General features: G+C 61.0%; 22 protein-coding genes and 1 tRNA gene. 14 read left to right on the forward strand and 9 right to left on the reverse strand.

The window, feature by feature from the left end:
* Positions 1-116: 116 nt before the first annotated feature.
* The 5 genes from ACFQ95_RS18610 to ACFQ95_RS18630 all read left to right on the forward strand — a co-directional run bounded on the left by ACFQ95_RS18610 (position 117) and on the right by ACFQ95_RS18630 (position 6,153).
* Positions 117-1,730 carry an acyl-CoA ligase (AMP-forming), exosortase A system-associated gene (locus tag ACFQ95_RS18610; protein WP_422833347.1) on the forward strand — a complete coding sequence of 538 codons (1,614 nt, stop codon included), beginning with the start codon at positions 117-119 and terminating at the stop codon, positions 1,728-1,730.
* A 29-nt stretch (positions 1,731-1,759) separates the two neighbouring features.
* On the forward strand, positions 1,760-3,004 hold the full coding sequence (locus ACFQ95_RS18615; RefSeq protein ID WP_422833348.1) for a pyridoxal-dependent decarboxylase, exosortase A system-associated: 1,245 nt from the start codon (positions 1,760-1,762) through the stop codon (positions 3,002-3,004).
* A gap of 14 nt (positions 3,005-3,018) precedes the next feature.
* Positions 3,019-5,001 (forward strand): hypothetical protein, encoded by a 1,983-nt coding sequence (locus ACFQ95_RS18620; RefSeq protein WP_422833349.1) that lies wholly within the window; start codon positions 3,019-3,021, stop codon positions 4,999-5,001.
* Positions 5,002-5,213: 212 nt separating this feature from the next.
* Positions 5,214-5,990: a ferredoxin--NADP reductase gene (locus tag ACFQ95_RS18625; RefSeq protein ID WP_422833351.1), complete on the forward strand. Its 777-nt coding sequence runs from the start codon at positions 5,214-5,216 to the stop codon at positions 5,988-5,990.
* An 86-nt stretch (positions 5,991-6,076) separates the two neighbouring features.
* Positions 6,077-6,153: transfer RNA gene (locus ACFQ95_RS18630), tRNA-Arg, on the forward strand.
* Between the two features lie 139 nt (positions 6,154-6,292).
* Here the strand turns inward: ACFQ95_RS18630 and ACFQ95_RS18635 are convergent.
* The gene (locus ACFQ95_RS18635) at positions 6,293-7,810 is read right to left on the reverse strand and encodes a mechanosensitive ion channel family protein (RefSeq protein ID WP_422833433.1); all 1,518 of its coding nucleotides are present in this window, start codon (positions 7,808-7,810) and stop codon (positions 6,293-6,295) included.
* A 538-nt stretch (positions 7,811-8,348) separates the two neighbouring features.
* Between ACFQ95_RS18635 and greB the strand changes: the two genes are divergently transcribed.
* Positions 8,349-8,918 carry a transcription elongation factor GreB gene (gene greB, locus ACFQ95_RS18640; RefSeq protein ID WP_422833435.1) on the forward strand — a complete coding sequence of 190 codons (570 nt, stop codon included), beginning with the start codon at positions 8,349-8,351 and terminating at the stop codon, positions 8,916-8,918.
* On the opposite strand, the gene ACFQ95_RS18645 is transcribed toward greB, so the two are convergent.
* The 4 genes from ACFQ95_RS18645 to ACFQ95_RS18660 form a co-directional block, all read right to left on the reverse strand.
* Positions 8,915-11,071, reverse strand: a complete 2,157-nt coding sequence (locus tag ACFQ95_RS18645) for a RelA/SpoT family protein (RefSeq protein ID WP_422833352.1) — start codon at positions 11,069-11,071, stop codon at positions 8,915-8,917. The two genes, greB and ACFQ95_RS18645, sit on opposite strands and share 4 nt — an antisense overlap.
* A 233-nt stretch (positions 11,072-11,304) precedes the next feature.
* Complete coding sequence (gene rpoZ / locus ACFQ95_RS18650) at positions 11,305-11,508, reverse strand: DNA-directed RNA polymerase subunit omega (RefSeq protein ID WP_422833354.1); 204 nt, start codon at positions 11,506-11,508, stop codon at positions 11,305-11,307.
* 17 nt (positions 11,509-11,525) lie between these two features.
* Positions 11,526-12,146, reverse strand: a complete 621-nt coding sequence (gene gmk, locus ACFQ95_RS18655; RefSeq protein WP_422833356.1) for a guanylate kinase — start codon at positions 12,144-12,146, stop codon at positions 11,526-11,528.
* Positions 12,147-12,212: 66 nt separating this feature from the next.
* Positions 12,213-13,130, reverse strand: a complete 918-nt coding sequence (locus ACFQ95_RS18660; RefSeq protein ID WP_422833358.1) for a YicC/YloC family endoribonuclease — start codon at positions 13,128-13,130, stop codon at positions 12,213-12,215.
* Between the two features lie 77 nt (positions 13,131-13,207).
* Between ACFQ95_RS18660 and ACFQ95_RS18665 the strand changes: the two genes are divergently transcribed.
* From ACFQ95_RS18665 to hemW, 5 genes are all read left to right on the forward strand, one after another.
* Entirely contained in the window at positions 13,208-14,218 is a 1,011-nt protein-coding gene (locus tag ACFQ95_RS18665; RefSeq protein ID WP_422833360.1) for a serine/threonine protein kinase, read from the forward strand.
* Positions 14,215-15,120, forward strand: a complete 906-nt coding sequence (locus tag ACFQ95_RS18670) for a PP2C family protein-serine/threonine phosphatase (RefSeq protein ID WP_422833362.1) — start codon at positions 14,215-14,217, stop codon at positions 15,118-15,120. The genes ACFQ95_RS18665 and ACFQ95_RS18670 overlap by 4 nt, the downstream gene beginning before the upstream one ends.
* A gap of 165 nt (positions 15,121-15,285) precedes the next feature.
* Positions 15,286-16,014: a ribonuclease PH gene (gene rph, locus ACFQ95_RS18675; RefSeq protein ID WP_422833363.1), complete on the forward strand. Its 729-nt coding sequence runs from the start codon at positions 15,286-15,288 to the stop codon at positions 16,012-16,014.
* 37 nt (positions 16,015-16,051) lie between these two features.
* Positions 16,052-16,657 (forward strand): RdgB/HAM1 family non-canonical purine NTP pyrophosphatase, encoded by a 606-nt coding sequence (gene rdgB, locus ACFQ95_RS18680; protein ID WP_422833437.1) that lies wholly within the window; start codon positions 16,052-16,054, stop codon positions 16,655-16,657.
* Between the two features lie 106 nt (positions 16,658-16,763).
* Positions 16,764-18,035: a radical SAM family heme chaperone HemW gene (gene hemW / locus ACFQ95_RS18685; RefSeq protein WP_422833364.1), complete on the forward strand. Its 1,272-nt coding sequence runs from the start codon at positions 16,764-16,766 to the stop codon at positions 18,033-18,035.
* A gap of 22 nt (positions 18,036-18,057) precedes the next feature.
* On the opposite strand, the gene ACFQ95_RS18690 is transcribed toward hemW, so the two are convergent.
* Both ACFQ95_RS18690 and murJ read right to left on the reverse strand, forming a co-directional pair.
* Positions 18,058-18,909, reverse strand: coding sequence for a SirB1 family protein (locus tag ACFQ95_RS18690; RefSeq protein ID WP_422833366.1), 852 nt, complete (start codon positions 18,907-18,909; stop codon positions 18,058-18,060).
* Positions 18,910-18,945: 36 nt separating this feature from the next.
* Positions 18,946-20,514: a murein biosynthesis integral membrane protein MurJ gene (gene murJ, locus ACFQ95_RS18695; protein WP_422833368.1), complete on the reverse strand. Its 1,569-nt coding sequence runs from the start codon at positions 20,512-20,514 to the stop codon at positions 18,946-18,948.
* Between the two features lie 119 nt (positions 20,515-20,633).
* On the opposite strand from murJ, the gene rpsT reads away from it, so the two are divergent.
* A complete protein-coding gene (rpsT, locus tag ACFQ95_RS18700; RefSeq protein WP_422833369.1) occupies positions 20,634-20,933 on the forward strand; it encodes a 30S ribosomal protein S20 in 300 nt (99 codons plus the stop codon).
* A gap of 183 nt (positions 20,934-21,116) precedes the next feature.
* On the opposite strand, the gene ACFQ95_RS18705 is transcribed toward rpsT, so the two are convergent.
* Both ACFQ95_RS18705 and ACFQ95_RS18710 read right to left on the reverse strand, forming a co-directional pair.
* Positions 21,117-21,476 (reverse strand): LysR family transcriptional regulator, encoded by a 360-nt coding sequence (locus ACFQ95_RS18705; protein WP_422833370.1) that lies wholly within the window; start codon positions 21,474-21,476, stop codon positions 21,117-21,119.
* Positions 21,477-21,568: 92 nt separating this feature from the next.
* Positions 21,569-21,889: a DUF3579 domain-containing protein gene (locus ACFQ95_RS18710; RefSeq protein ID WP_422833372.1), complete on the reverse strand. Its 321-nt coding sequence runs from the start codon at positions 21,887-21,889 to the stop codon at positions 21,569-21,571.
* A 465-nt stretch (positions 21,890-22,354) separates the two neighbouring features.
* Here ACFQ95_RS18710 and ACFQ95_RS18715 point away from each other — a divergent pair, with 465 nt between their 5' ends.
* Complete coding sequence (locus ACFQ95_RS18715) at positions 22,355-23,575, forward strand: aspartate aminotransferase family protein (protein WP_422833373.1); 1,221 nt, start codon at positions 22,355-22,357, stop codon at positions 23,573-23,575.
* Positions 23,572-24,513, forward strand: coding sequence for an ornithine carbamoyltransferase (argF, locus tag ACFQ95_RS18720; RefSeq protein WP_422833375.1), 942 nt, complete (start codon positions 23,572-23,574; stop codon positions 24,511-24,513). Before ACFQ95_RS18715 ends, argF begins: the two co-directional genes overlap by 4 nt.
* The last annotated feature ends 117 nt before the right edge of the window (positions 24,514-24,630 follow it).

Genomic DNA, 24,630 nt, shown 5'->3' on the forward strand with positions numbered 1-24,630 from the left:
TGACTGATCCCTTTATGGTTTGCGTATACAAACCGTACATTTTAGGCGGGATGGGTGAAATGCCTGTGCGATACTTTTGGCATAAATATTGATTTCCGTCCTGGACGTGACGTGATATGACCGAATCTACGCTACTGCCTGAACTCATTTACGCGGCAGCGCAACGTACACCTCAAGGCGCCGCTCTCAGCTTCGCCGGTGCGACCACCAGCTATGAAGAGCTGGCCTCGTTGGTGTCTCGCTTTGCATCCGGGCTGATGGGGCTCAAGCTGCCCCGTGGGGCCCGTGTGGCCATTTATCTGGACAAGCGGGTCGAGACCGTAGTCGCGAGCTTTGGCGCGCCAGCGGCGGGGCTGGTATTTGTTCCATTGAACCCATTGCTCAAGCCTGAGCAGGTAGCGTTTATTCTGCGCGATTGCAATGTGCAGTTATTGGTGACTTCCCCTGAGCGACTGGGGATGTTGGCCGATGTATTGCCCGCTTGCCCGGATCTGAAGCACATCGTGGTCACCGATTCCGTTGCATCGGCGGCTGCTGCCGCAACACCAGTCGGTGGCGCACAAGCTGTTCACGGTTGGAGCGCGTTTATGTCGAGTCCCACCCTGGCTGGACACCGCGTCATTGACGTCGACATGACGGCTATTCTGTACACGTCGGGCAGCACGGGTAAGCCCAAGGGGGTGGTGCTTTCGCATCGCAACATGGTGGCCGGCGCGAAAAGCGTTGCGGCGTATTTGCAGAATCACGCCGGCGATACGCTGTTGGCGGCGCTGCCCTTGTCCTTTGATGCGGGCTTCAGTCAGTTGACCACCGCCTTTCATACGGGTGCCCGTGTGGTCTTGCTCAACTACCTGATGCCGCGCGATGTGCTCAAGGCGATGGAGAAGGAAAAGGTCACGGGGCTGACGGCCGTTCCGCCGCTTTATATTCAGCTCACGCAGCAGGAGTGGCCTGCCGCCATCCGCGAGAACCTGCGGTACTTTGCGAACACTGGCGGGCGTATGCCGCATGAAACGCTTTCGCTGTTGCGTGAACGTGTGCCCGGCGCAAAGCCATTTCTGATGTACGGCTTGACCGAGGCGTTTCGGTCGACCTACCTGCCGCCCGAAGAGGTTGATCGCCGTCCGGATTCGATCGGCAAAGCCATACCCAACGCTGAAATCCTGGTGCTGCGTGAAGATGGCATGCCTTGCGCCCCGGACGAGCCCGGTGAGCTGGTGCACCGTGGCGCGCTTGTGGGCATGGGCTACTGGAACGACGCAGAAAAAACGGCTGAGCGCTACAAACTGTTGGCGTCCCATGCGCCCGGACGCAATACCGGCCTGCAATTGCCCGAATATGCGGTTTTTTCTGGCGACACCGTCAAGCAGGACGCGGATGGCTTTCTCTATTTCATTGGCCGACGCGACGAGATGATCAAATCGTCTGGCTACCGCATCAGCCCCACCGAAGTGGAAGAGGTGTTGTATGCCTCGAAGCTGGTGGGTGAGTGTGTGGCATTTGGCGTGGACCACCCGGCCTGGGGGCAGGCGGTGCAGGTCATTGCCACGGCGCCCGAAGGGGGCAGTTTGGATCTAAACGCTTTGCTGGCCCAGTGCCGCAGTCGCATGCCTGCCTACATGGTGCCGGCCGGTGTCGACGTGATGGACGGCCCCTTGCCGCGTAACCCGAATGGCAAGATTGACCGCAAACTTTTGTCGACCCAGTGGCTTGAGCGCCAAGCCAACTGAACAAGTTCACCCCCTACACACCTCGCAACATGACTGCACCCGCTCGCCCTACACCTGTACACGCTCCCTTGCCGCCATTCCCTATACGCGACGGTGAGTTGGTGGTCGGCGGTGAAAAGCTTTCTGTATTGGCGGCCAGGGTGGGGCAAACGCCGTTTTATGCCTACGACCGTGGTCTGCTGCGTGCGCGTGTAGCCGAGCTGCGCGCTGCATTGCCGTCGAGTGTGAAGCTGCACTACGCGATGAAGGCCAACCCCATGCCTGCAGTGGTGGGGCTGATGGCCGGATTGGTGGACGGTATTGATGTCGCCTCTGCCGGTGAGCTGAAGGTGGCGCTGGATGCGGGTGCCGATCCTCGCGAGGTGAGTTTCGCCGGGCCTGGCAAACGCGAAGCCGAGTTGCGGCAAGCCGTGGCAGCGCGGGTACTGGTGAATCTGGAGTCGATGCGTGAAGTCGCCTTGCTGAAAAAGATCTCCGCTGAGCTGGGATTGCCTGCGCGTGTGGCCGTGCGTGTGAACCCGGATTTTGAGCTGAAGGGCTCGGGCATGAAGATGGGCGGAGGTCCAAAGCAGTTCGGTGTGGACGTGGAGGCCATGCCCGAGGTATTGGCCGCCATTGGTGCGGCGGGCCTGGCCTTTGAGGGTTTTCATCTTTTTGCCGGCTCACAGAATCTGCGTCCGGAATCCATTTGTGAGGCCCAGCAAAAGTCTTACGCGTTGGCCGTGCGCCTGGCCGCATATGCGCCGTCGCCGGTGCGTTTTCTGAACCTGGGCGGTGGTTTCGGCATTCCTTATTTTCCAGGTGAGCAAAGACTGGATTTGGCGCCCATAGGCGACAACCTGGCGGCACTCGCGGCACAGGCCAAAACCGAGCTGCCGGGGGCCGAGTTCGTCATCGAGCTGGGTCGTTACCTGGTGGGTGAGGCGGGGGTGTACGTGGCGCGCGTGGTCGACCGCAAGCTGTCACGTGGCCAGGTGTTCCTGGTCACCGATGGTGGTCTGCACCACCACCTCTCCGCGTCGGGCAATTTTGGCCAGGTGGTGCGCAAGAACTATCCGGTGATGGTGGGCACACAAGCCGAAAGTAGCGCGCGCGAAAGCGCGTCGGTTGTTGGACCCTTGTGCACGCCGCTCGACTTGCTGGCCGACCGCATGGATCTTGCGGTCGCGCAAGAGGGCGACCTGGTGGTGATCTTCCAGTCCGGTGCCTACGGCGCCAGCGCCAGCCCGCATGGTTTTCTGGGACACCCGGCCTGCGTCGAGGTGCTGGCCTAGCATTGGCGGCTGCATTGCTTGGAATCCAGCCAGGCCGCCTCTTTGCCGCCCTGCTGACGCTGGTCTGTTTGGTGGCCGGCCTAGGTCTTGCCGCAGCCCACCCTTTATTGCCAGCCTTGGCATTGGTGGCTTTTGCTGGTGTGGCCTTGGCGGCACTCTGGCGCCCCGGCCTGTGGATGTTCTTGGTGCCCGCATGTTTGCCCGCACTGAATTTTTCGCCGTGGAGCGGCTGGCTCACATTCGACGAGTTTGACCTGTTGATGCTGGCCGTTCTGGCGGGTGGATACGGCCGGGTGCTGTTGTCGCTTTGGTCCTTGCCGCCGACAAACCTCAGTCCCTTGTCTCATTGGCGGACGGCTACATGGGCCGTTTTGCCGCTTGCGGTGTTCTGCGCCGGCGCATGGGCACTGGCGCGCGGGTGGATTGCTGCACCGGCGGCGCTACCCAGTTTTTTTCAAGATTACATGCAGCCCTTGAACGGGCTGCGTGTGTTCAAAAGCTTGCTCTGGGCCACGCTGGCGGTGCCGTTGTTGCGGGACACCTTGCGGCACTCGCCGCGTGCGGCCTTGTCGCGTTACGCCTTGGGAATGGCGGTTGGCATGGCGCTGGTGACGTTTGCCGTGTTGTGGGAGCGGCTGGCCTTTCCGGGGCTGCTGAACTTCACCAGCAAATACCGCACGACTGCCTGGTTCTGGGAGATGCATGTTGGTGGCGCGGCGATTGATGCCTATCTGGCGTTGGCTGCGCCCTATGTCGTCTGGGCTTTGCGTTTGGCCAAGCGGCCCTGGCAGTGGCTGCTGGCGGCCTTGCTCGCCTGCGGTGCCACCTATGTCTGCCTGACCACGTTTGCGCGTGGCGTATACCTATCGGTCGCCGTGCCGTTGGTGTGGTTGGCGGGGTTGTTGTGGCTGCAGCGCAAGGGACTGGATGCGCGCGAGTTGACTCAGCGTTTCTGGCACCGTCTGCATCTCAGGACCTGGCGTGCACGCGCCGGTGTTGTGCTGGCGATGGTGCTGGTGTTGGAGGTCGTGGGCGTATTCCATGGCGGCTCTTACATGGCAGACCGCATGGCGGCGACCGATAAGGATTTCGGTAGTCGCATGGAGCATTGGGCACGCGGCATGGATTTGCTCAAGACGCCCGAAGAGTGGCTATGGGGCCAGGGTCTTGGGCGCCTGCCCGCGTTGTACTCCGATGCGTACGAGGAGGGCGAGCGCTCAGGTCAGGTGCGACTGTTGACGGCTGCGGGGCCGGATGGCACTTTGCAGTCGCAGGTCAACATCTTTGGCCCGCAGTCCAACCCCGATCTGCACGGATTCTTTGCGTTGACGCAGCGTGTGGATATCGTCCCTGGCCAACGTTACCGGGTACGGCTGAGCGCCAGGGTGGCCACGCTTGCGCACATCTACCTGCAGGTTTGTGAGCGTCATTTGCTCTACAACGGTGGCTGCCAAGGCCTCTACGTTCGCCTGCAGCCCAGGCCGAATCAACTCTGGCAAACCATCACCGTGCCGCTGCAGGGGCGGGTGCAAAAAGGCGGCCCGGCCTATGCGCCCAGGTTGGGGATGCTGGCGGTGTCCGTGCTGGGTCCGGGCGAGCAGTTGCAGTTGAGCCGGATCGAACTGCTCAGCTTGCGCGACAACCGCCAATGGCTGCAAAACACCGAATTCAAGCAGAACCTGGCGCATTGGTTCCCCTCTGCGCAAACCTACTTCCTTCCCTGGCACATCGACAACCTTTATTTGGAACTGTTGATTGAGCGCGGATGGCTTGGCCTCCTCTTGACCGCTGTACTGGTGGGCGCGGCGTTGTGGCATCTGGTGCTGGGCCGAGTGCGCAGGAACCCGCTCGCGCCGTACGTGGCTGCGTCGCTGGCGGGGGTGTTGATCGTTGGCCTGGTCAGCAGTGTGATGGATGTGCCGCGTGTCGCTTTTCTGTTGTTTTGGCAGGCATTTCTGGCACTGCAGATTGCGCCACGCACAGGTGCGACGGATTAATTCGGCACTTGGCTTTCAATTTTCATAGTGGCCTGCGCATACTGCAAAAGCGTTTCAAGCACTTTTTATTCGGAATGGGTGGGATGCCGGTCGTGCCTGTCACGGCTTGGAGGCCCTGATGCAGACGAGGTGAAACGCTTCTCACCCGGGATAACACTAGGCTAATGTGAAATAATGGCGGCGATTTTTACTACTTTACTGTCTGAAAAAACATGAGCGCATTCAACGAAGAGCGTGTGCTGAGCGTGCACCACTGGACGGACCGGTTGTTTACCTTCACCACGACGCGAGACCCCTCGCTGCGTTTTAGCAATGGCCACTTCACCATGATCGGGCTGATGGGCGACAACGGTAAGCCGCTGCTGCGCGCTTACAGCATCGCCAGCGCCAACTATGAAGACCATTTGGAATTCTTGAGCATCAAGGTGCCAGAGGGCCCGCTGACCTCGCGTCTGCAGCACATCAAGGTGGGCGACCCCATCATCGTGGGCCGCAAACCCACCGGTACGTTGGTGACCGACTATTTGCTGCCCGGCAAGCATTTGTACCTGCTGTCGACGGGCACGGGCCTGGCGCCGTTCCTCAGCATCGTGCGCGACCCTGAAACCTATGAGCGTTTCGATCAAGTGATCGTGGTGCACGGCGTGCGCCAAGTGGAAGAGCTGGCCTACCACGACATGCTGACCGAGCATTTGCCAGCACACGAGATCCTGGGGGAACTGGTGAGCAGCAAGCTGCGCTACTACCCCACGGTGACGCGCGAGCCTTACCGCAACATGGGCCGCATCACCGAACTGCTGGCCAATGGCAAGCTGTTCACCGATTTGCAATTGCCCGATTTCAATCCGGCCGACGACCGCGTCATGCTGTGCGGCAGCCCGGGCATGCTGGTCGACCTGAAGCACATGCTCGAAGCGCGTGGCTTCAAGGAAGGCAACACGTCTACGCCTGGCGACTTCGTGGTCGAACGCGCGTTCGCCGAGAAGTAAGCGCAAAGCATGTTGTGCAAGTTTTTTTCAGAAAAGTTGCGGGGACTAGACAAAACTGAAAAATCCGATGTAGAATAGTGGCTTCAGCGGCTGTAGCTCAGTTGGATAGAGTACTTGGCTACGAACCAAGGGGTCGTGGGTTCAATTCCTGCCAGCCGCACCAAACGAGTGGTCCTAGAACAGAAATGTTCTAGGACTTTTTCGTTTGTGCCATCGCTTTGCCGCAACTTCGCCTCTCCTGTGTTTCGCGGCAGAAGCGTCATGCAATGTGTGCGACGCTTCCAGCCGCGCGCCGGCTGATGTCATGAATGTGTGGGGTCTTCCTGGGGGCGGCGTGCAGGCGGCGGATACCAGCCTCCACGGGGCACCAGCTTCTCTTGTGCTGGGTCGCCCAGGTAATGCGGCGACATGATTTGCACGCCGTGTTCGTTGAACACATCCACGATGCATCCGTGCAAGCTGTTCAAGACCTCGGCGCGTGGCCGGGGCTCGCTGGGCACGGCCTGGCCTATCAGTCGGTACTCGATGTAGAAATCGGACAAGCCAGTCTGCACCACCCTGGGCTTGGGATCGGCCAAGATGCCGGGTGTGCGGTGCGCGGCTTCAATCAGCATCGCTTCGACCTGGCGCCAAGGCGTGTCGTAGCCAATGGTCACCGCGGTGTCGACGATGTAGCCCTTGCCCTGCACCGTGCGCGAGTAGTTCTTGGTCACTCCCCCGAGTACCAACGCATTCGGCACGGACACTTCTTCCCCCAGGCCAGTGCGGATCTTGGTGGTGAACGAACCCAGTTCATGCACCGTGCCTTCCTGGTCACCTATGCGCACATACTCACCTACGCGCAGCGTGCGGGAATACATCAGGATCAGCCCGCTGGCTGCCTGCCCAATCAGGCTGGAGCCGCCCAGTGTCAGCATCAAGCCGACTAGCACCGACACACCTTTGAACGCTTCGCTATCTGCTCCCGGCAGATAGGGGTAGGCCATCACGAATGCAAACAACCAGATCCCGATGGATGACAGGCGCCGGGTGGGGCCGACCATGTCGCTGTCCAGCCAGCCGCCGCGGGCCTGGCCGGTTTCCACACGTTTGAAGATAGGCTTCAGCGCCCCGATTAGCACTTTGGCCATGCCAAGGATCACCGCCGCAATGACCAGATCGGGCAATGACTTGAGGATGCCGTTGCCAATGCGCAGCACGATGCCAAGCAAAAAGCTGTCAAGTTGTTCGCCCCAGGCGCGGGTGTAAGGAAAGCGGGTGAGGGCGTAACTGAGCCACTCGTAGGTAAACAAGGCAAACAGCAGCCACGAGGCCAGCCCCACAAAGCGGGCGGAGATCTCCAGCATGCGTGTGGAGTGCACCAGGGGCGCCCCGGCGACTCTGACGTTTTCTGCGGCACGCGTCACCACCCGCGCCACACGCCGGATGATCCAGCGGCGGAAGCGCACAATTCCCCACAACGCAGCCGCCAGCAGCACTGTGGCGATGGCCAATGCACCCAGGCCGCGCAGCAGGCGTTGATGGTCACGCCCCTCACGCGTTTCGGCAATCGCTTGTTCCAGGGCTGCCACAGTGGCTTGTGTGGCCATGTCGAGTGTCTGCCCGGTGAGTGTGTCTACATCATCGGGTTGCAGCAGCGTGATGAATGCACCATCGAGCATGATGGCGCTGCCTTGCGGTTCATTTTTGACGGTGACCTGGTTGGGGCCACCGAGGTTCAACCGTGCCCCCAGAATGCGCTCGGTGCGCCACACCCGCTCGGCGGGTGGAATGCCCAGCAACGGCGCTCTGAAGACCATGACGGGGCGATTCGCCAACATCACGGTGGCTTCTTCTTGGTGTGCGGCTGTTTTGCTTGGGCTCTTGACGGCAGGCGACGCGAGCTGTGGCGCGGAGGCTGGAGGATTGGATTCGCTTGCCTGTGCGCCTCCGGTGAAGAGCGTGAGGGCAGCGCAGAACAATGCGACTCTGGTAAACCTGTCAGTGACGACTTGGAACTTCATAGGCCTGAATGCCTTTGTAGGGATGGTGTCTGGGGTGGCCGAACAAGGTGGATTCGTCACTAAGTGTGACACTGAAGGCATGACCGTGACTAGCGCCTCTGCGTGGTCGTGGGCCAAAAGCGACGGGTCTACGGGATTCGGCTGGGAGAAGTCTGCACGCGTTGCGTTGACATGCCAAATTCAAGTCAAGATACTGAATGAACGCCTTGTAAGCTGCCGCTGGTCGTGGTCTGATGAATTGAGGGGGCGCCGCTACGTGAAGAAGGGATTCGGTAGTCCCCTGGTGCTGCAGGGGCTGTATGGTTTCTTCGACGCGTACGCGGTAGCCTTTTTGCCGATTGGCCGACAATGGCGCATGAGCAAGGCATTTACCCGCGAGACCGATGGCGCCGAAGACGATGACGAAATCGGCCAACCCGCATTGCCTGCTGGCGGCAAGAACTACATCACCACCCACGGCTATGTTCGGTTGCGCACCGAGTTGTTGGATCTCATCGACAACGAACGTCCGAAGATCGTGGAAAGTGTGCATTGGGCCGCGAGCAACGGCGACCGTTCAGAAAATGGTGACTACCTCTACGGCAAGAAGCGCCTGCGCGAGATTGACCGGCGCATTCGATTTCTCACCAAGCGCCTGGAGATCGCCGAGGTCGTCGACCCGGCGGTACACCATGGCAACGACCAGGTGTTTTTTGGTGCCACCGTGACCTACGCCGACGCGGCAGGCGTGGAGCGCACGGTGACGATCCAGGGTGTCGACGAAGCCGACAACCTGCAAGGGCAGGTGAGTTGGGTGTCACCAGTCGCGCGTGCACTGCTGAAGGCCAAAGAGGGCGACGTGGTGCGCCTGCAGTCGCCGCAGGGCGTGCAAGACATTGAGGTGCTGGAGGTGACCTACCCGGCGCCTGGCCCGGCGCAGTCCTAGGCTGCTGGAATCGCCCGTACCGCTTTCAGCACGTGCGGAGTGCGGCGCAGGTGCCGCAAAGCGTTTTCAAGCTGCGTGCGGTCCTGCACGGCGATCACCAGCCGTAAATCGTTGGCATCCTGGCCTTCGTCCTGGCCCATGTCGACATGGGTGATGTCCACTTCTGCCGACGCCAGGGCCGCAGCCACTTGCGCCAACACGCCGCGTCCATTGGTCACGGTGGTGGTGATGCCGGTTTCAAATGTGCGTACGGGTTCATCCGACCAGTCCACCGCGATGAAACGTTCTGCGTCTTTGTGCTGCAGCCGTCGCGCCACGCCGCACTGGGCGATGTGCACCACCAAGCCCTCGCCACGGCCCAGATAACCCACGATGTCGTCGCCGGGAATCGGGCGGCAGCAACGTGCAAACTGCACCGAGGTGTTTTCGCTGCCGTCTATCATCACCGCGCCTTGGGACACCGATTCGTGTGCCGTAAAGCGTTCTGTGCTGAGCAACAAGGCGTTTGGCTTTTCGCCGCTTTCGGTCAGCAGCACCGTGAGGCGTTTGGCCACAATGCCCGCAACCCGTTTGCCCAGGCTGATGTCCGTCAGCAGTTCGGCGCGGCTGCGGTTGCCGGTGAACCGCAGCAGGCGTTCCCACAGCGGCTGGAATTCGGGGCTGGCATTGGGCAACTGGGCAATGCCTTCGGCACGCAAGGCTTGTGACAACAGCTTTTCTCCCAGGCTTTCTGAATCGGACAAGGCCAGGGTTTTCAGATGATGGCGAATTTTCGAGCGGGCGCGGCCGGTGCGCACAAACGACAGCCAGGCCGGATTCGGCGTGGACACGGGCGCGGTGATCACTTCAATGATGTCGCCGTTTTTCAGCTCGGTACGCAGCGGCACCTGCTCGCCGTTGATCTTGGCCGCCACCGTGCGGTCGCCCACATTGCTGTGGATGGCATAGGCAAAATCGACGACGGTGGCACCGCGCGGCATGGCCATGATCTGGCTCTTGGGCGTGAACACGTAGACGGCATCGGGAAACAGGTCCACTTTCACGTGGTCCCAGAACTCGGCCGCGTCGCGGGTTTCGTCCTGGATGTCCAGCAGTGACTGCAGCCATTTGGTGCCCAAGCGGTCGGCGGTGGCGGTGTCGGCCTCGTTCACCTTGTAAAGCCAGTGTGCAGCCACGCCGGATTCGGCCACCACGTGCATGGCCTCGGTACGCATCTGAAACTCCACGTTCACGCCGGAAGGGCCCACCAAGGTGGTGTGCAGCGACTGGTAGCCGTTGAGCTTGGCGATGGCGATGTGGTCCTTGAACTTGCCCGGCACCGGCTTGTACAACTGGTGCAGCAAGCCCAGTGCGGTGTAGCAGTCGGTAATGCTGGAGACAATGACGCGAAAGCCATAGATGTCGGTCACCTGGGCAAAGCTCAGGTGTTTGTCGTCCATCTTCTGGTAGATGGAGTAAAGCGTTTTTTCACGCCCGGCCATGCGCATCATCATGCCGAAGTTGGCGAAGGTGGCTTCCACCTCCTGCTGCACCTTTTGCACCAGGTCGCGGCGCCGGCTACGCGCCTTGGCCACGGCTTTGGACAAGACGTTGTAGCGCCAGGGCATGAGGTGGCGGAACGACAGGTCTTGCAGCTCGCGGTAGGTCTGGTTCAAACCCAGGCGGTGCGCAATCGGGGCATAGATGTCCAGCGTTTCACGCGAGATGCGTGCCCACTTTTCACGCGGTGTATCGCCCAGCGTGCGCATATTGTGGGTGCGGTCGGCCAGCTTGATCAAAATCACGCGCACATCCCGCGCCATGGCCAGCAGCATCTTGCGAAACGATTCGGCCTGGTTTTCTTCGCGGGTGGTGAATTCCAGCTTGTCGAGCTTGGTGAGGCCGTCCACCATCTCGGCCACGGGCGCGCCAAAGCGCTCGATCAACTCGGGCTTGGTGACGCCGCAGTCTTCAATTGCATCGTGCAGCAAAGCTGCCATCAGGGCCTGGGCATCCAGCTTCCAGCTGGCGCACAGGGCCGCCACGGCAATCGGATGTGTGATGTAGGGCTCGCCACTGTTGCGCAACTGACCGAGATGGGCCTCATCCGCAAAGCGATAGGCCTGGCGCACCTGTTCCACGCTGGTGGCATCCAGGTATTCCAAATTGGCCATCAGGGCCGCGAAACTCGCAGCCGCTGCGTTGACCGCGGCGGGGCTTACCGGCGTGCGGCTTTTTTTTGCAGGGAGCTTGGCTGGGCCTGCGACTACGGGAACGGATCCGTCACTCATGGCTTGAATATAGCGCGCCGATGGCCGCGAGTGTTTTGCGCACAAAAAAAGCACCGCTGGGCGGTGCTTTTTTGGCGGCTACGTGAGCAGTGATCACGCGGTGATGCGGAAAGCGATCAGGTGGGGACCTTTTTCAGCATTTCCAGGCCCACCTTGCCAGCGGCCACTTCGCGCAATGCGGTGACCAGGGGCTTGTTTTTGCTTTCGATCTTTGGCGTGTGGCCTTGGCTCAGCATGCGGGCACGGTAGGTGGCCGCCAACACCAGTTGGAAACGGTTCGGGATTTGCACCAAGCAATCTTCGACGGTAATACGTGCCATGGAATTTCTCCGGGAAACTAGATGATGTTCAGGGATTTGAAGGTGTCGCTCCGGGCTCTGCGCTGGGCTTGGAACTTCAACCGTTGGGCGTGAACAATCGATTTAAGATCGAAAACGGCCTTGTCAAATAACTCGTTGATTATAACGAAGTCGAACTTCGAAGCCTGTGCCATCTCGACGGACGCGTTTTTCAGGCGTAATTCAATCACTTCGGCGGAGTCTTCGCCGCGGCGCTCCAGGCGTGAGCGCAACTCTTCCCAGCTCGGCGGCAGTATGAAGATCAGCACCGCGTTGGCAAAAATCGACTTGACCTGGATGGCGCCCTGGAAGTCGATTTCCAGAATGACATCGGCGCCTTGCGCAATGCGGTCTTCAATGGCTTTGCGCGAGGTGCCGTAGCGATGGTTGTGCACCTCGGCCCACTCCAGAAAAGCCTCCGCGGCGACCATGCTGTCGAATTCTTCGCGGGAGGCGAAAAAGTACTCGCGGCCATGTTTCTCCTGGCCGCGGGGCGCGCGTGTGGTGTGTGAGACCGAGGGCTGCACCTTGGAGTCAAGCTCCAGCAGGGCTTTGACCAGGCTCGACTTGCCAGCACCGCTGGGTGCCGCAACGACGATCAGATTTCCGGGGTAGTCCATGGTGATGGTATGTAAGCTGCTATCAATAAAGTAGCGATATTTTACCTTCTGGCGGCCAGGCCTGGTTTACTCAATGTTTTGTACCTGTTCGCGCAGTTGCTCGATCAGCACCTTCATGTCCACGGAGATGCGTGTCAGCTCCAGCGCGGCCGACTTGGAGCCCATGGTGTTGGCCTCGCGGTGCAGTTCCTGGATCAGGAAGTCCAGGCGCTTGCCGATCTCGCCGCCTTTGTCGATCAGTCGCTGGATTTCTTCCAGGTGCGAGTCCAGGCGTGTCAGCTCTTCGGCCACGTCGATGCGGATGGCGAAGGCCGTGGCTTCGCTCAGGGCGCGCTCCTGGGCGGCTTCGGGCAGGGTGGCGCCGTCGGTCAGAGCCATGGCTTCGGTCCAGCGCTCGACAAAACGTTGGCGCTGCTGCTCCACCAGTTGCGGAATCAGTGGCTGGGCTTGTGCTGCCAAGGCGCGCAGTTGTGTCACATGGCTTTTGAGCATGCTGGCCAGGCGCGTGCCCTCGCGTTGGCGCGACGCCAGCAGTTCTTTCAGCGCTTTTTCGGCCAGCGGCACGATGGCTTCGCCCAGATCAGCCGTAGGTGCTTGTTCGACCGCCGACAGCCGCAGTACCTCGGCGACGCTCAAGGGGGCTGCGGAAGGCAGCCAGGCGCGCACCGAATCCTGCAGGGAGTTGAGTTGCTGCATCAGCCGGGGCGACGGCGCGGGCAACTCGCTGGAGCCGTTCTGCTCGAAGGCCGCGCGCACTTCAACCTTGCCGCGTTTGAGCTTGGCGGTGAGCAATTCGCGCAGCGCCGGTTCTTTGCTGCGCAACTCGTCCGGCAGACGAAAAGTCAGGTCGAGGAAGCGGCTGTTGACGGCGCGGATTTCAAGCCCCAAGCGCCTTGCCGGGGCACTTTTGGTTTCGGATTCGGAACCCGTTGTGGCTGTGCTGTGCTGGGCACTGGCATAGCCAGTCATGCTGTAAACTGGCATTTGTTGGTCTGTTAGATGGTTATGGTTGGCCCAAGAATACCGGGTTCAGCCAGCGTTGCGATCCCCCATCCGAAAATATGTCAAAGATCAAACCGGCCACGTTGCCGCCCGGCACAGTCATTGGAGGTTATCGCATCGTTCGCCGCCTTTCATCGGGCGGTTTCGGCGTGGTGTACCTCGCGCTTGATATGGAAGGCCAACAGGTCGCCATCAAGGAATACCTGCCGACCTCGCTTGCCACGCGTGCCGTGGGTGAGTTGCTGCCGCAGGTGCCGTCTGAAAAACTCTCGCTCTACCGCCTGGGGCTGAAAAGCTTCTTTGAGGAAGGCCGTTCGCTGGCGCAGATCTCTCACCCTTCCGTGGTGAGTGTGCTGAACTTCTTCCGCGAGAACGAAACCGTCTACATGGTGATGAACTACCTGGAGGGCGCGACCCTGCAGGACTTCATCATCACCTCGCGCGACCTGCGCAAACAAAAGGTGTTTCGCGAGTCCACGATACGCTCGCTGTTTGACGAGATCCTGCGTGGCTTGCGCATCGTGCACCAGCACAAGATGCTGCACCTGGACATCAAGCCGGCCAACATCTTCGTCACGGACGACAACAAGGCCGTGCTCATAGACTTTGGCGCCGCGCGCGAAGTGCTGAACAAAGAGGGCAATTTCATCCGGCCGATGTACACGCCCGGTTTCGCCGCGCCCGAGATGTACCGGCGTGACGCCACCATGGGGCCTTGGACTGATATCTACGCCATTGGCGCCTGCATCTACGCCTGCATGCAAGGCTATCCGCCCAGTGAAGCGCCGCAGCGGCTGGAGAAGGACAGGTTGACGCTGGCGCTGACGCGGCTGCGCGGCGTGTACTCCGACAACCTGATCGAGGTGGTGGAGTGGTGCATGTCGGTGGACCCGTTGTCGCGCCCGCAATCGGTTTTTGCGTTGCAAAAAGAACTCAGCCGCGAAGGCGAGCGGCGTTATACCAAGCTGTCGGTGGGCGAGAAGATCCGTCTGCAATTCGATACCCTGGTTTCCGACACCAAGAAGAACGTCAAAGACATCACCACCAGCCTGGGTTCCAAGACCAAGTGAAGTTCTCCGTCTTTCAGGTCAGCCGCAAAGGAGGCCGTGTCAAGAACGAAGACCGCATGGGTTATTGCTACACGCGCGGCTCGGGCTTGTTTGTGCTGGCCGACGGCATGGGTGGCCATCCTGAAGGCGAAGTGGCTTCGCAACTGGCGGTGCAAACCGTCACCCACCAGTATCAACAGCGTGCCAAACCGTTGATTTCCCGCCCCGGCGAGTTTTTGAGAGATGCGTTGCTGGCGGCGCACCACCGCCTGCTGCGCTACGCGGGCGAACGCGGCATGCTGGACACACCGCGCACCACGCTTGTGGCGGCGGTGTTGCAGGGCAACACCGCCAGTTGGGTGCATTGCGGTGATTCGCGCCTGTACCTGGTGCGCGATGGCGCGCTGTTTGTGCGCACGCTTGACCATTCTTATCTGGAGCAGGGCGCAACACACGGCCATGTGGCGCCAGAAGGGGTGAGCCGCCATGTGTTGTTTACCTGCCTGGGTTCGCCCAGCAAGCCGACGTTTGAATCCACCGGCCCGGTCAAGTTGAAGATGGGCGACCGTTTGTTGCTGTGCTCCGACGGTGTGTGGGGCAATTTGTCGGATGCTGAAATCGTGCGTGTCGTGGCCTCGGGCCCGGTGTCGCACGTGGTGCCAGAACTGGTGGAGATGGCGCTGCGCAACGGCGGCCCGACCAGTGACAACGTGACCGCCATTGCGCTGGAATGGGAAACACCCGACCCCTTCGATTCGGCCCAGGGCATTTCCCCGGACTCCATAGGCGAGGGCGAATTCGCCTCGACGGTGGAACTGCATGATCTCGACGGCGCGGTTGAGGAATTGGACGATGCCGCCATCGAGCGCTCCATTGCCGAGATCAACGCCGCCATCAAACGCACGGCCGCTCGGAAAATCTGACCCCTCAGGGCTTGGGGCCCACAGCGTGTGGCCGCCGCCGCTTCGCAGGGGCGTCGCTGCGGTCCGGCAAAGCCGGTTCGGCAGTGCCTCTGCCGATCGCCATATGACTTGGCTAAACTTTTAAATTCACCAGCGTCACCTGCTGGTCCAACTGTAGAGATCAAAATGACCGAATTTGTCCGTAACGGCAGCCGTGCCGCCAACCAACTGCGCCCGGTGCGCATCACCCGCGCGTTCACCATCCACGCCGAGGGCTCGGTGCTGATCGAGTTTGGCGACACCAAGGTGCTGTGCACCGCGTCGGTCGAAGAAAAGGTGCCGGGCCACAAAAAAGGCAGCGGCGAAGGCTGGGTGACGGCCGAATACGGCATGCTGCCGCGTGCCACGCACACACGCAGTGACCGCGAAGCCGCACGTGGCAAACAAAGCGGCCGCACACAGGAAATCCAGCGCCTCATCGGCCGCTCTATGCGCGCGGTGTTCGACCTGAAGAAGCTCGGCGAACGCACCATCCACCTTGACTGCGACGTGTTGCAGGCCGATGGCGGCACCCGCACGGCCAGCATCACCGGCGCGTTTGTGGCGGCGCAAGATGCGGTGTCAAAGCTGTTGGCCACGGGCAAGCTCAAGGAAAGCCCTATCACCGGTGCGGTGGCCGCGATCTCGGTGGGTTTGCTCCAAGGCACACCGTTGCTCGACCTGGAATACACCGAAGACTCGGCCTGCGACACCGACATGAACGTGGTGATGACCGGCGCTGGCCACTTTGTGGAAGTGCAGGGCACGGCCGAAGGTGCGGCGTTCAGCCGCGCCGAGATGAATGCGCTGCTGGAATTGGCCGAAAAAGGCATTGCTGAACTGATTACGCTGCAGCGCGAAGCGCTCGCTAAATGAGAGCGGCTTGCGCACGTCCATAAAGCCTAGGAGTCCTATTTTGTCCAAGATCGTTTTGGCGTCCAACAACCCCGGCAAGTTGTTTGAGTTGCAAGCCTTGTTTGCGCCGCTGGGGGTGGAGTTGGTGGCCCAGTCTTCACTCGGCATTGCCGAGGCCGACGAGCCCTTTCGCACCTTTGTCGAAAACGCACTCACCAAAGCGCGCCACGCCGCCGAGCACAGCGGCCTGCCCGCGCTGGCCGACGACGCCGGCCTGTGTGTTGATGCCTTTGGCGGCCTGCCGGGCGTGGACACCGCCTACTACGCTACGCAGTTCGGCTACCCCAAGGGTGACGCCAACAACGTGCGCGCGTTGCTCGAGCAGTTGAAGGGCGAAGCCAATCGCCGCGCCGCGCTGGTCAGCACCCTGGTCGCCGTGCGCTCGCCGCAAGACCCCGAGCCGTTGATCGCCGTGGGCCGTGTGGTCGGCCAGATCACGCAGGAGCCCGTGGGCGACGGCGGTTTTGGTTTTGACCCGGTGATGTTTTTGCCTGAATTCGGCAAGACCTTTGCCCAGCTGACGCCCGAGGTGAAAAACGCCAACAGCCACCGTGGCCGCGCCGCGCGCGACATGCTGGCCTTGATGCGGGATCGTTGGTTTTAGCCTTACGGCCTCCGGGCGAGTCGAAAACTCGGACAATCTCGCCCATCCCCTGATTTTCCCAGCCAAGCCGCGTCATTGACCTGACGCGGCCAGCCGTTTCGACTCCATGCCCAACGACGTCCAGTACTTTCTTCGCCCCGGCCTGCTGCAGCTGCCGTCGCTGCCGCCGCTGTCGCTTTATGTGCACCTGCCCTGGTGCCTGAAGAAGTGCCCGTATTGCGACTTCAACTCGCATGAATGGCGTGGGGCGGGTGAGAAAACGATACAACTGCATCGCCCGGGCGCAGCAGAGTCCGAAGCGCCTCAAGCCGATGGCGGTATCCCTGAACAGCGCTACATCGATGCATTGATCGCTGACCTGGAAGCCACCTTGCCCATGACCTGGGGCCGCACGGTGCACAGCATCTTCATCGGAGGCGGTACACCCAGCCTGTTTTCGCCCGCGGCCATCGACCAACTCATCAGCGCCATCCGCGCACGCTTGAAGCTGGAGGCCGACTGTGAAATCACGCTCGAAGCCAACCCCGGCACGTTCGAAAAAGACCGCTTCCGCGCCTACCGTGGTGCGGGCGTCACACGTTTGTCGGTGGGGGTGCAGTCGTTCAACGACCAACACCTGAAGGCGTTGGGCCGCGTGCACAACCGCGACCAGGCGCTGGCAGCGGTGGAAGAGGCGGCCCAGTCATTCGAAACCTTCAACCTCGACCTGATGTACGCGCTGCCCGGCCAAACGCTGGAAGAGCTGCAGCAAGACATAGACACCGCACTCGCGCTGCGCCCGCCGCATATCTCGATCTACCAGCTGACCATCGAGCCCAACACCTACTTCGCCAAGTTTCCGCCGCGTCTGCCCGAGGACGACATCGCCTACACCATGCTCGACATGATCACCGCGAGCACCGGCGCCAAAGGCATGGCGCGCTACGAGGTGTCGGCCTATGCGTTGCCGGGCCATGGCTGCTTCCATAACACCAATTACTGGCAGTTTGGCGACTACATCGGCATAGGTGCTGGCGCGCACGGCAAGATCAGCTTTCCGCACCGCGTGATCCGCCAGGTGCGTTACCGCGAACCCGGCCTGTACATGGACAAAGCCTTGCAGGGCAACGCGGTGACGCAAGAGGAAGAAGTCGCCCGCGCAGATCTGCCCTTTGAGTACATGCTCAACGCGCTACGCCTGCGCGAAGGTTTTGAGCTGGAACAGTTTTCCCAGCGCACCGGCTTGCCCATCACGTCCATCCAAAAAGGTCTGGCCGAGGCCGAAAAGCGTGGCTTGATCACGCGCGACTTTGCGCGTGTGCGGCCTACCGAGCGGGGCTTTGACTTTTTGAGCGATCTGCAGGAACTGTTTTTGAGCGACGCCCCTGCGAAGGGCTAAGCGCAGAACTCTAGACCGCGCGTTAGCTGGTCGCGCGGCGCAGCACGGCCAGCCGTTCGTGGATGGCGGCGCCGTCCAGAATGTCTTCACCGAGTCGCAGATAGTGTTCCAGGTCGGCCACGGCCAATTGGGTGTGGCCGGCTTCGGCGTGCGCCAGGCCCCGGTCGCGCACCTCGTCCAAGGCACCGGGCAGCAACACCACCAATCGCTCCAGCACCGCCACCAATCGTGGCCAATCGCGTTGCGTGGTGTAGATTTCTTTCAGGTTGCGCAGCATGCGCGCCAGGATGTCGCGGGCAGGGGCTGACTGCAGGTACAGGCCTAGCGGCACTTCAAAGTCGTCTACCAAGCCATTGCGGCGGCGGAAGGGATCAAGCCGCTCCATCAGGTCTTCGCGGCTGAGCGACTGGCCGCTGAGCGGGTCCATGACCACCTGGCCCTTGGGCAGGTTGACCTTCAGCATGAAGTGGCCGGGGAAGCTTACGCCACGCGCGTTCAGCCCTATGCCTTGGGCCAGTTCCAGCCACAGGATGGCCAGCGAAATCGGGATGCCGCGGCGGGTGCGCAGCACCGCATTCAGGTAGCTGTTGTCGGGGTCGTAGTAGTCGTTGGCGTTGCCGCCAAAACCGAGGTCACGGTAGAAGAACTGGTTCAGCCCGCGCAGGCGTTGCAGTGGTGGGGCATCGGTCGGCAGGCGGCGTTTGAGGCGGGCGTGCAGCTGGTCCACGTCGCCCAGTACCTGCTGGACGTCTAGGTCGGGGTATTCGTCGTGCGCCAGGCTGGCGGCGGCTTCAAGCAGGGGGAAAGAGGTGTCACTCTCGACCAGTGACGAGAAATATTCCAGCGGTGTGGGGGCTTCAAAGCTCAAAGGCATAAGAACAACTCTGCAAACACTGTACCAGCGGCCGACTCAATCGGATGAATGCTTGAGCAATTTCCGCAGCTTCAGTCCGGCCGCCCAGGTGGCTATGAAATAAATAGCGGCTGACGCAGCCAGGACAGCCGTCAGAAGCGCAATTCTTTTAAGGCCGCGGACTTCTGTCCAGGCCACGGCAGAACCCGCCCAGATCAGGAACACGGCCAGTAGGGCGCTGCCGGCAATCACCTGCAGCAAAAACACGCCCCAACCTGGGGAAGGCTTGAAGCTGCCCCGGCGCAGCAGGCCGATGAGCAGCCAGGTGGCGTTGACCAGTGCGCCCAGGCCGATGGACAAGGCCAAACCTGCATGTTGCAGCCACGGCACCATCACCAAGTTGAACATCTGCGTGAGGATCAACACCGCCACGGCAATCATCACCGGCGTGCGGATGTTCTGGCTGGCGTAGAAGCCGGGGGCCAGCACCTTGATGGCGACCAGGCCGATCAAACCCACGCCGTAGCCCATCAGCGCCAGCGTGGTTTGCTGCACGTCGTAGGCGGTGAACTTGCCGTAGTGGTAGAGCGTGGCCACCAGCGGCTGGGTGAAGGTGAGCAGGGCCACGGCGCTGGGCACCGAGAACACCATCACCAGGCGCAGGCCCCAGTCGAGCATGCCGGAGTAACGTATGTCGTCACCGGCGGCGCGGGCGGCGCTGAGCTGCGGCATCAGTACCACGCCCAGGGCTACGCCCAGCAGCGCGGTGGGGAATTCCATCAGGCGGTCGGCATAACCCAGCCAGCTCACGCTGCCTGGGGCCAGGTGCGAGGCGATCTGGGTGTTGATCAACAGCGACACGTGCGCCACACCCACACCCAGCAGCGCTGGCATCATGAGTTTGCCGACGCGGCGTGTACCGGGGTCCTGCCAGGCGGTGCGCAGGGCGCGCCAGCTCAGGCCAATGCGCGGCAACATGCCGAGTTGGACGAGCGAGGGCACTTGTGCCACCAGTTGCAGCACGCCGCCCAACATCACCCCGCCGGCCATGGCGTAAATCGGCTCAATGCCCCGCGCCTGCAGCCAGGGCGAGCCCCACCAGGCGGCGGACAACATGGCGAGGTTCAGTAAAACCGGTGTGGCCGCCGGAATGGCGAAGCGGCGCCAAGTGTTCAAAATGCCCGAGGCCAGCGCCACCAGCGACATGAAGGCGATGTAGGGGAACATCAGCCGCGTCATGAACACCGCCGCCTCGAAACCATGCGGGTCTTTTTCAAAGCCGCTGGCCAGGGCCCAGACCATGAACGGCGCGCCTATGACGCCGAGTACGGTGGTGGCCAGCAATACCCAGGTAAGCACGGTGGCCACGTGGTCTACAAGTTGTTTGGTGGCTTCTTCGCCGTCTTTGGCCTTGCTGGTGGCCAGCACCGGCACAAAGGCCTGGCTGAACGCGCCTTCGCCAAACAGGCGGCGAAAAAGGTTGGGGATGCGGAACGCGACGTTGAACGCGTCGGTCATGGCGCTGGCCCCAAACAGCGAGGCCATCAACAACTCGCGTGCCAAACCGGTGATGCGGGAGGCCAGCGTTAGGAGGGAGATGGTCGAGGCGGCTTTGAATAAACTCACCGGCTGAGTGTAGCCCGGCCTGCAGGCTTGTCAGGCCCGGCTTTTGGCAGGTGAGTGGACGCTTGCTATAATGGTGGGCTTTGCTGGCAACATCCCTCTAACCTCAAGGAATACATATCATGGCAACCAAACCAAAGAAAAAGAACCCACGCCTGGCGTCGGGCCGTAAACGCGTCCGCCAGGACATCAAGATCAACGCTGCGAACACCTCGCTGCGTTCCAAGTACCGTACCGCTGTGAAGAACGTCGAAAAGGCTGTTCTCGCTGGCGACAAGACCAAGGCAAGCGAACTGTTTGCCAAGATGCAAGCCGTGGTTGACACCGTTGCCGACAAGGGCATCTTCCACAAGAACAAGGCCGCTCGCGACAAGAGCCGTCTGAGCGCCAAGGTGAAAGCCTTGGCCCTGGCCGCCGCTTAAATTTAAGCGCACCGCCCGGACTGATTTCAGTCCGCCGTTGTGTGGGTGCGCTGCCAGCAAAGCAAAAGCAGGAAACCCTCGGAGCGAAAGCTCCGAGGGTTTTTTCGTTGGGTAAGCCTAAAAATAAAAGCCGCCAGGCGCAAACCTGACGGCTTTTCTCATCGGCTGCTGTGCGCTGAGGTGTCAGGCCGGTGCGATGTGCGCCAGCGCCAACTCGCAGGCATCTGTGCTGGTGTTGATGTGCCGTGGCACGTTGTGGCGACGTGGCATGGCGCTGCTTTCGGCCATCAGGTCTTCTATGGCCCATAACGCGGTGCGGGCGCTTTCCAGCACGGTGAGACCATGGGCCGTTGGCACCAGCGCGGTGCCCACGGTCTGCAGCAAGTCATCGCGGAACACGCGGCGCAGCTTGTGCAAGGCGTTTTCAATGGCTTCGGGGGTTTGGCGCAGGCACTCGGCGGCGCGTTGAAGGCTGGTTTCGGTCAGCAGTGTCACCAGGACGCGAAGCATCTGGCGGTCGAGCGGGGCGGAGGAGCGTTGCATGGGTTTAGCCGTAGGAATTGCCTTGATGATGCAACTCTTGTGCCAAACATTTATGACAAAACCCTTTGGGTTTGATCCCCGCGCGATTTTTCTCAGACCTTTTTGGCTGGGTCGGGCACCAGGCAGGCTTCGGCCACCTGCAGGTTATTGTCGCGGGCGAAATTCATGGCGAAATCCCAGGCCATGACGTCATAGTCGCGCAAATCGCGGTGGACGATCACGCATTTCACGCCATTGATGGTTGTGGGAACACACCAGGGGGAGTAACTCAAGTGGCCGCCAGGCTGTGGGCCGCCGGGGCGAAACTGGCACAGGACACCGGCCAAGCGCTCGGCCCAATCACTGGGGCGGAAGGTCCGGCCATCACTGGTGATGCCCTGGATAAAAACTTCTTTGCTCGGGGTGGGGGTCATCTGATGGGGCTGTGTTGGATTTGACCGGCGTGGCGGCTTTGCGGACCAGCACTTCCGGAGGCGGTGCATGTCTCAAACCTGCCAAGTGGTGCGGCAAATTTGCACTGTTGCATCGCAGCAAAATTATATCTTATATAAGACTTGATCCCGATTTCCATAGAGCGGCGTGGGTGCATTGCAGTGATGCGGAATTGTCAAATAAGGTTGCAGTGGCAGCGCCTAGAATTAGCTTTCAGCGGCATATAAGGAGCCTGCTGGGCTTGGGAATCGCCGGCTGCAAATCTACCGCAGTGGTCCATTTTTCGCCGTCTTCTTGATCCATAGGTGAACTATGGACCTGCAAAGTCGACAAAAACTGTCCTCACTGGGGTCGATTTTCGCTATCGGCGCCCCAGGCCCAACAGGCTCCTGTAGGTTCGTATCTTGCGCTGAAAACCCCTTTCTTGTCACGTTTTGGAGAACCACATGACCGCTTTTATCGAGGCCGCATCCCCCCATACCATGAACACCTACGGTCGCCTGCCGATCGCGCTGTCACATGGCCAAGGTGTGCGCGTGTGGGACGTCAATGGCAAGGCTTATCTGGATGGCCTGGGCGGCATTGCGGTCAACACGCTGGGCCACAACCACCCCAAGCTGGTGCCCGCGCTGCAAGACCAGATCGCCAAGATCATCCACAGCTCCAACTACTACCACATCCCCAACCAGGAAAAGCTGGCCGCCAAGCTGGTGGACCTGGCCGGGCTGAGCGCCGAAGGCGGCAAGACCTTTTTCTGCTCTACAGGTTTGGAAGCCAACGAAGCCGCGCTGAAGCTGGCGCGCAAGTTCGGCCACGACAAGGGCATAGAAAAGCCTGAAATCGTGGTCTACGAGCATGCTTTCCACGGCCGCAGCATTGCCACGCTGTCGGCTACCGGCAACAAAAAAGTGCAAGCCGGTTTTGGCCCGCTGGTCGAAGGTTTCATCCGTGTGCCGTTGAATGACATTGCCGCCTTGAAGCAAGCCACCGAAGGCAACCCCAACGTGGTGGCGGTGTTCTTTGAAACCATACAGGGCGAAGGCGGCATCAACGCCATGCGTAACGAATACCTGCAGCAGGTGCGCAAGCTCTGCGACGAGCGCGACTGGTTGATGATGATCGACGAAGTGCAGTGCGGCATGGGCCGCACCGGCAAATGGTTTGCGCACCAATGGGCCGGCATCAAGCCGGACGTGATGCCTCTGGCCAAGGGCCTGGGCTCGGGCGTGCCGATCGGTGCAGTGGTGGCGGGCGCACGCGCGGCCAACATCTTCCAGCCGGGCAACCACGGCACTACCTTTGGTGGCAACCCGCTGGCTATGCGCGCCGGTGTGGAAACCATACAGATCATGGAAGAAGAAGGCTTGCTGGAAAACGCCGCCGTGGTGGGCGCGCACCTGAAGGCCGGGCTTGAGGCCGCGTTGGCTGGCGAGAAAGGCGTGCGCGAAGTGCGCGGCCACGGCCTGATGCTGGGTATCGACCTCGACCGCCCTTGTGGTGTGCTGACGCAACGTGCGGCCGATGCGGGCCTGCTGCTGAGCGTGACCGCCGACAGTGTGGTGCGTTTGGTGCCATCGCTCATCCTCACCAAGGCTGAGGCTGATGAAATTGTCGCTATCCTGTGTCCTTTGATCAAAGCGTTCCTTGCCGAACCCGTGGCCCCATGAGCACAGCATCCAGCACCCCCGCCAGCATCAAGCATTACCTGCAGTTCAGCGACTTCACGGCCGACGAATATGCCTACCTGTTCGAGCGCGCCGCGTTGATCAAGAAGAAGTTCAAGTCCTACGAAAAACACCACCCGCTGGCCGACCGCACGCTGGCGCTGATTTTCGAAAAAGCTTCTACGCGCACCCGCGTAAGCTTTGAGGCCGGCATGTACCAACTGGGCGGCTCGGTGGTGCACCTGACCACTGGCGACAGCCAGTTGGGCCGTGCCGAGCCGATTGAAGACAGCGCCAAGGTCATCAGCCGCATGGTCGACCTGGTGATGATCCGCACCTTTGGCCAGGACAAGCTGGAGCGTTTTGCCGAGTTCTCGCGTGTGCCGGTGATCAACGGGCTGACCAATGAGTTCCACCCTTGCCAAATCCTCGCCGACATCTTCACCTACATCGAGCACCGTGGCTCGATCAAGGGCAAGACGGTGGCCTGGGTGGGCGATGGCAACAACATGGCCAACTCCTGGCTGCAGGCCGCGGAGATTCTGGACTTCACCGTGCACGTGAGCACGCCCAGCGGCTACGAGGTCGATCAGTCGGTCGCTGGTGTGCGTTCCAGTGACAGCTACAAGGTCTTCACCGACCCCATGCAAGCCTGCGCCGGTGCCGACCTGGTGACCACCGACGTCTGGACCAGCATGGGTTACGAGGCCGAAAACGACGCGCGCCGCAAAGCCTTTGCCGACTGGCGTGTCGACGCCGAGATGATGCGCGTGGCCAAGCCCGATGCGTTGTTCATGCACTGCCTGCCGGCTCACCGTGGCGAAGAAGTGGATGCGGATGTGATCGACGGCCCACAGTCCGTGGTATGGGACGAGGCTGAAAACAGAATGCATGCGCAAAAGGCGCTCATGGAGTACCTTTTGCTCGGACGACTCGCATGAAGTGCGGGGCGGCTGACCGCAGGGCAGGCATTATGTTGCGGCGTAGCCAAAACCGCATGCACGCGCAAAAAGCCTTGATGGAATACCTGCTCTTGGGCCGCCTGGCCTGAGCGTCGG

It is taken from the genome of Variovorax sp. HJSM1_2 (assembly GCF_049316285.1).
Lineage (GTDB): Bacteria > Pseudomonadota > Gammaproteobacteria > Burkholderiales > Burkholderiaceae_C > Rhodoferax_B.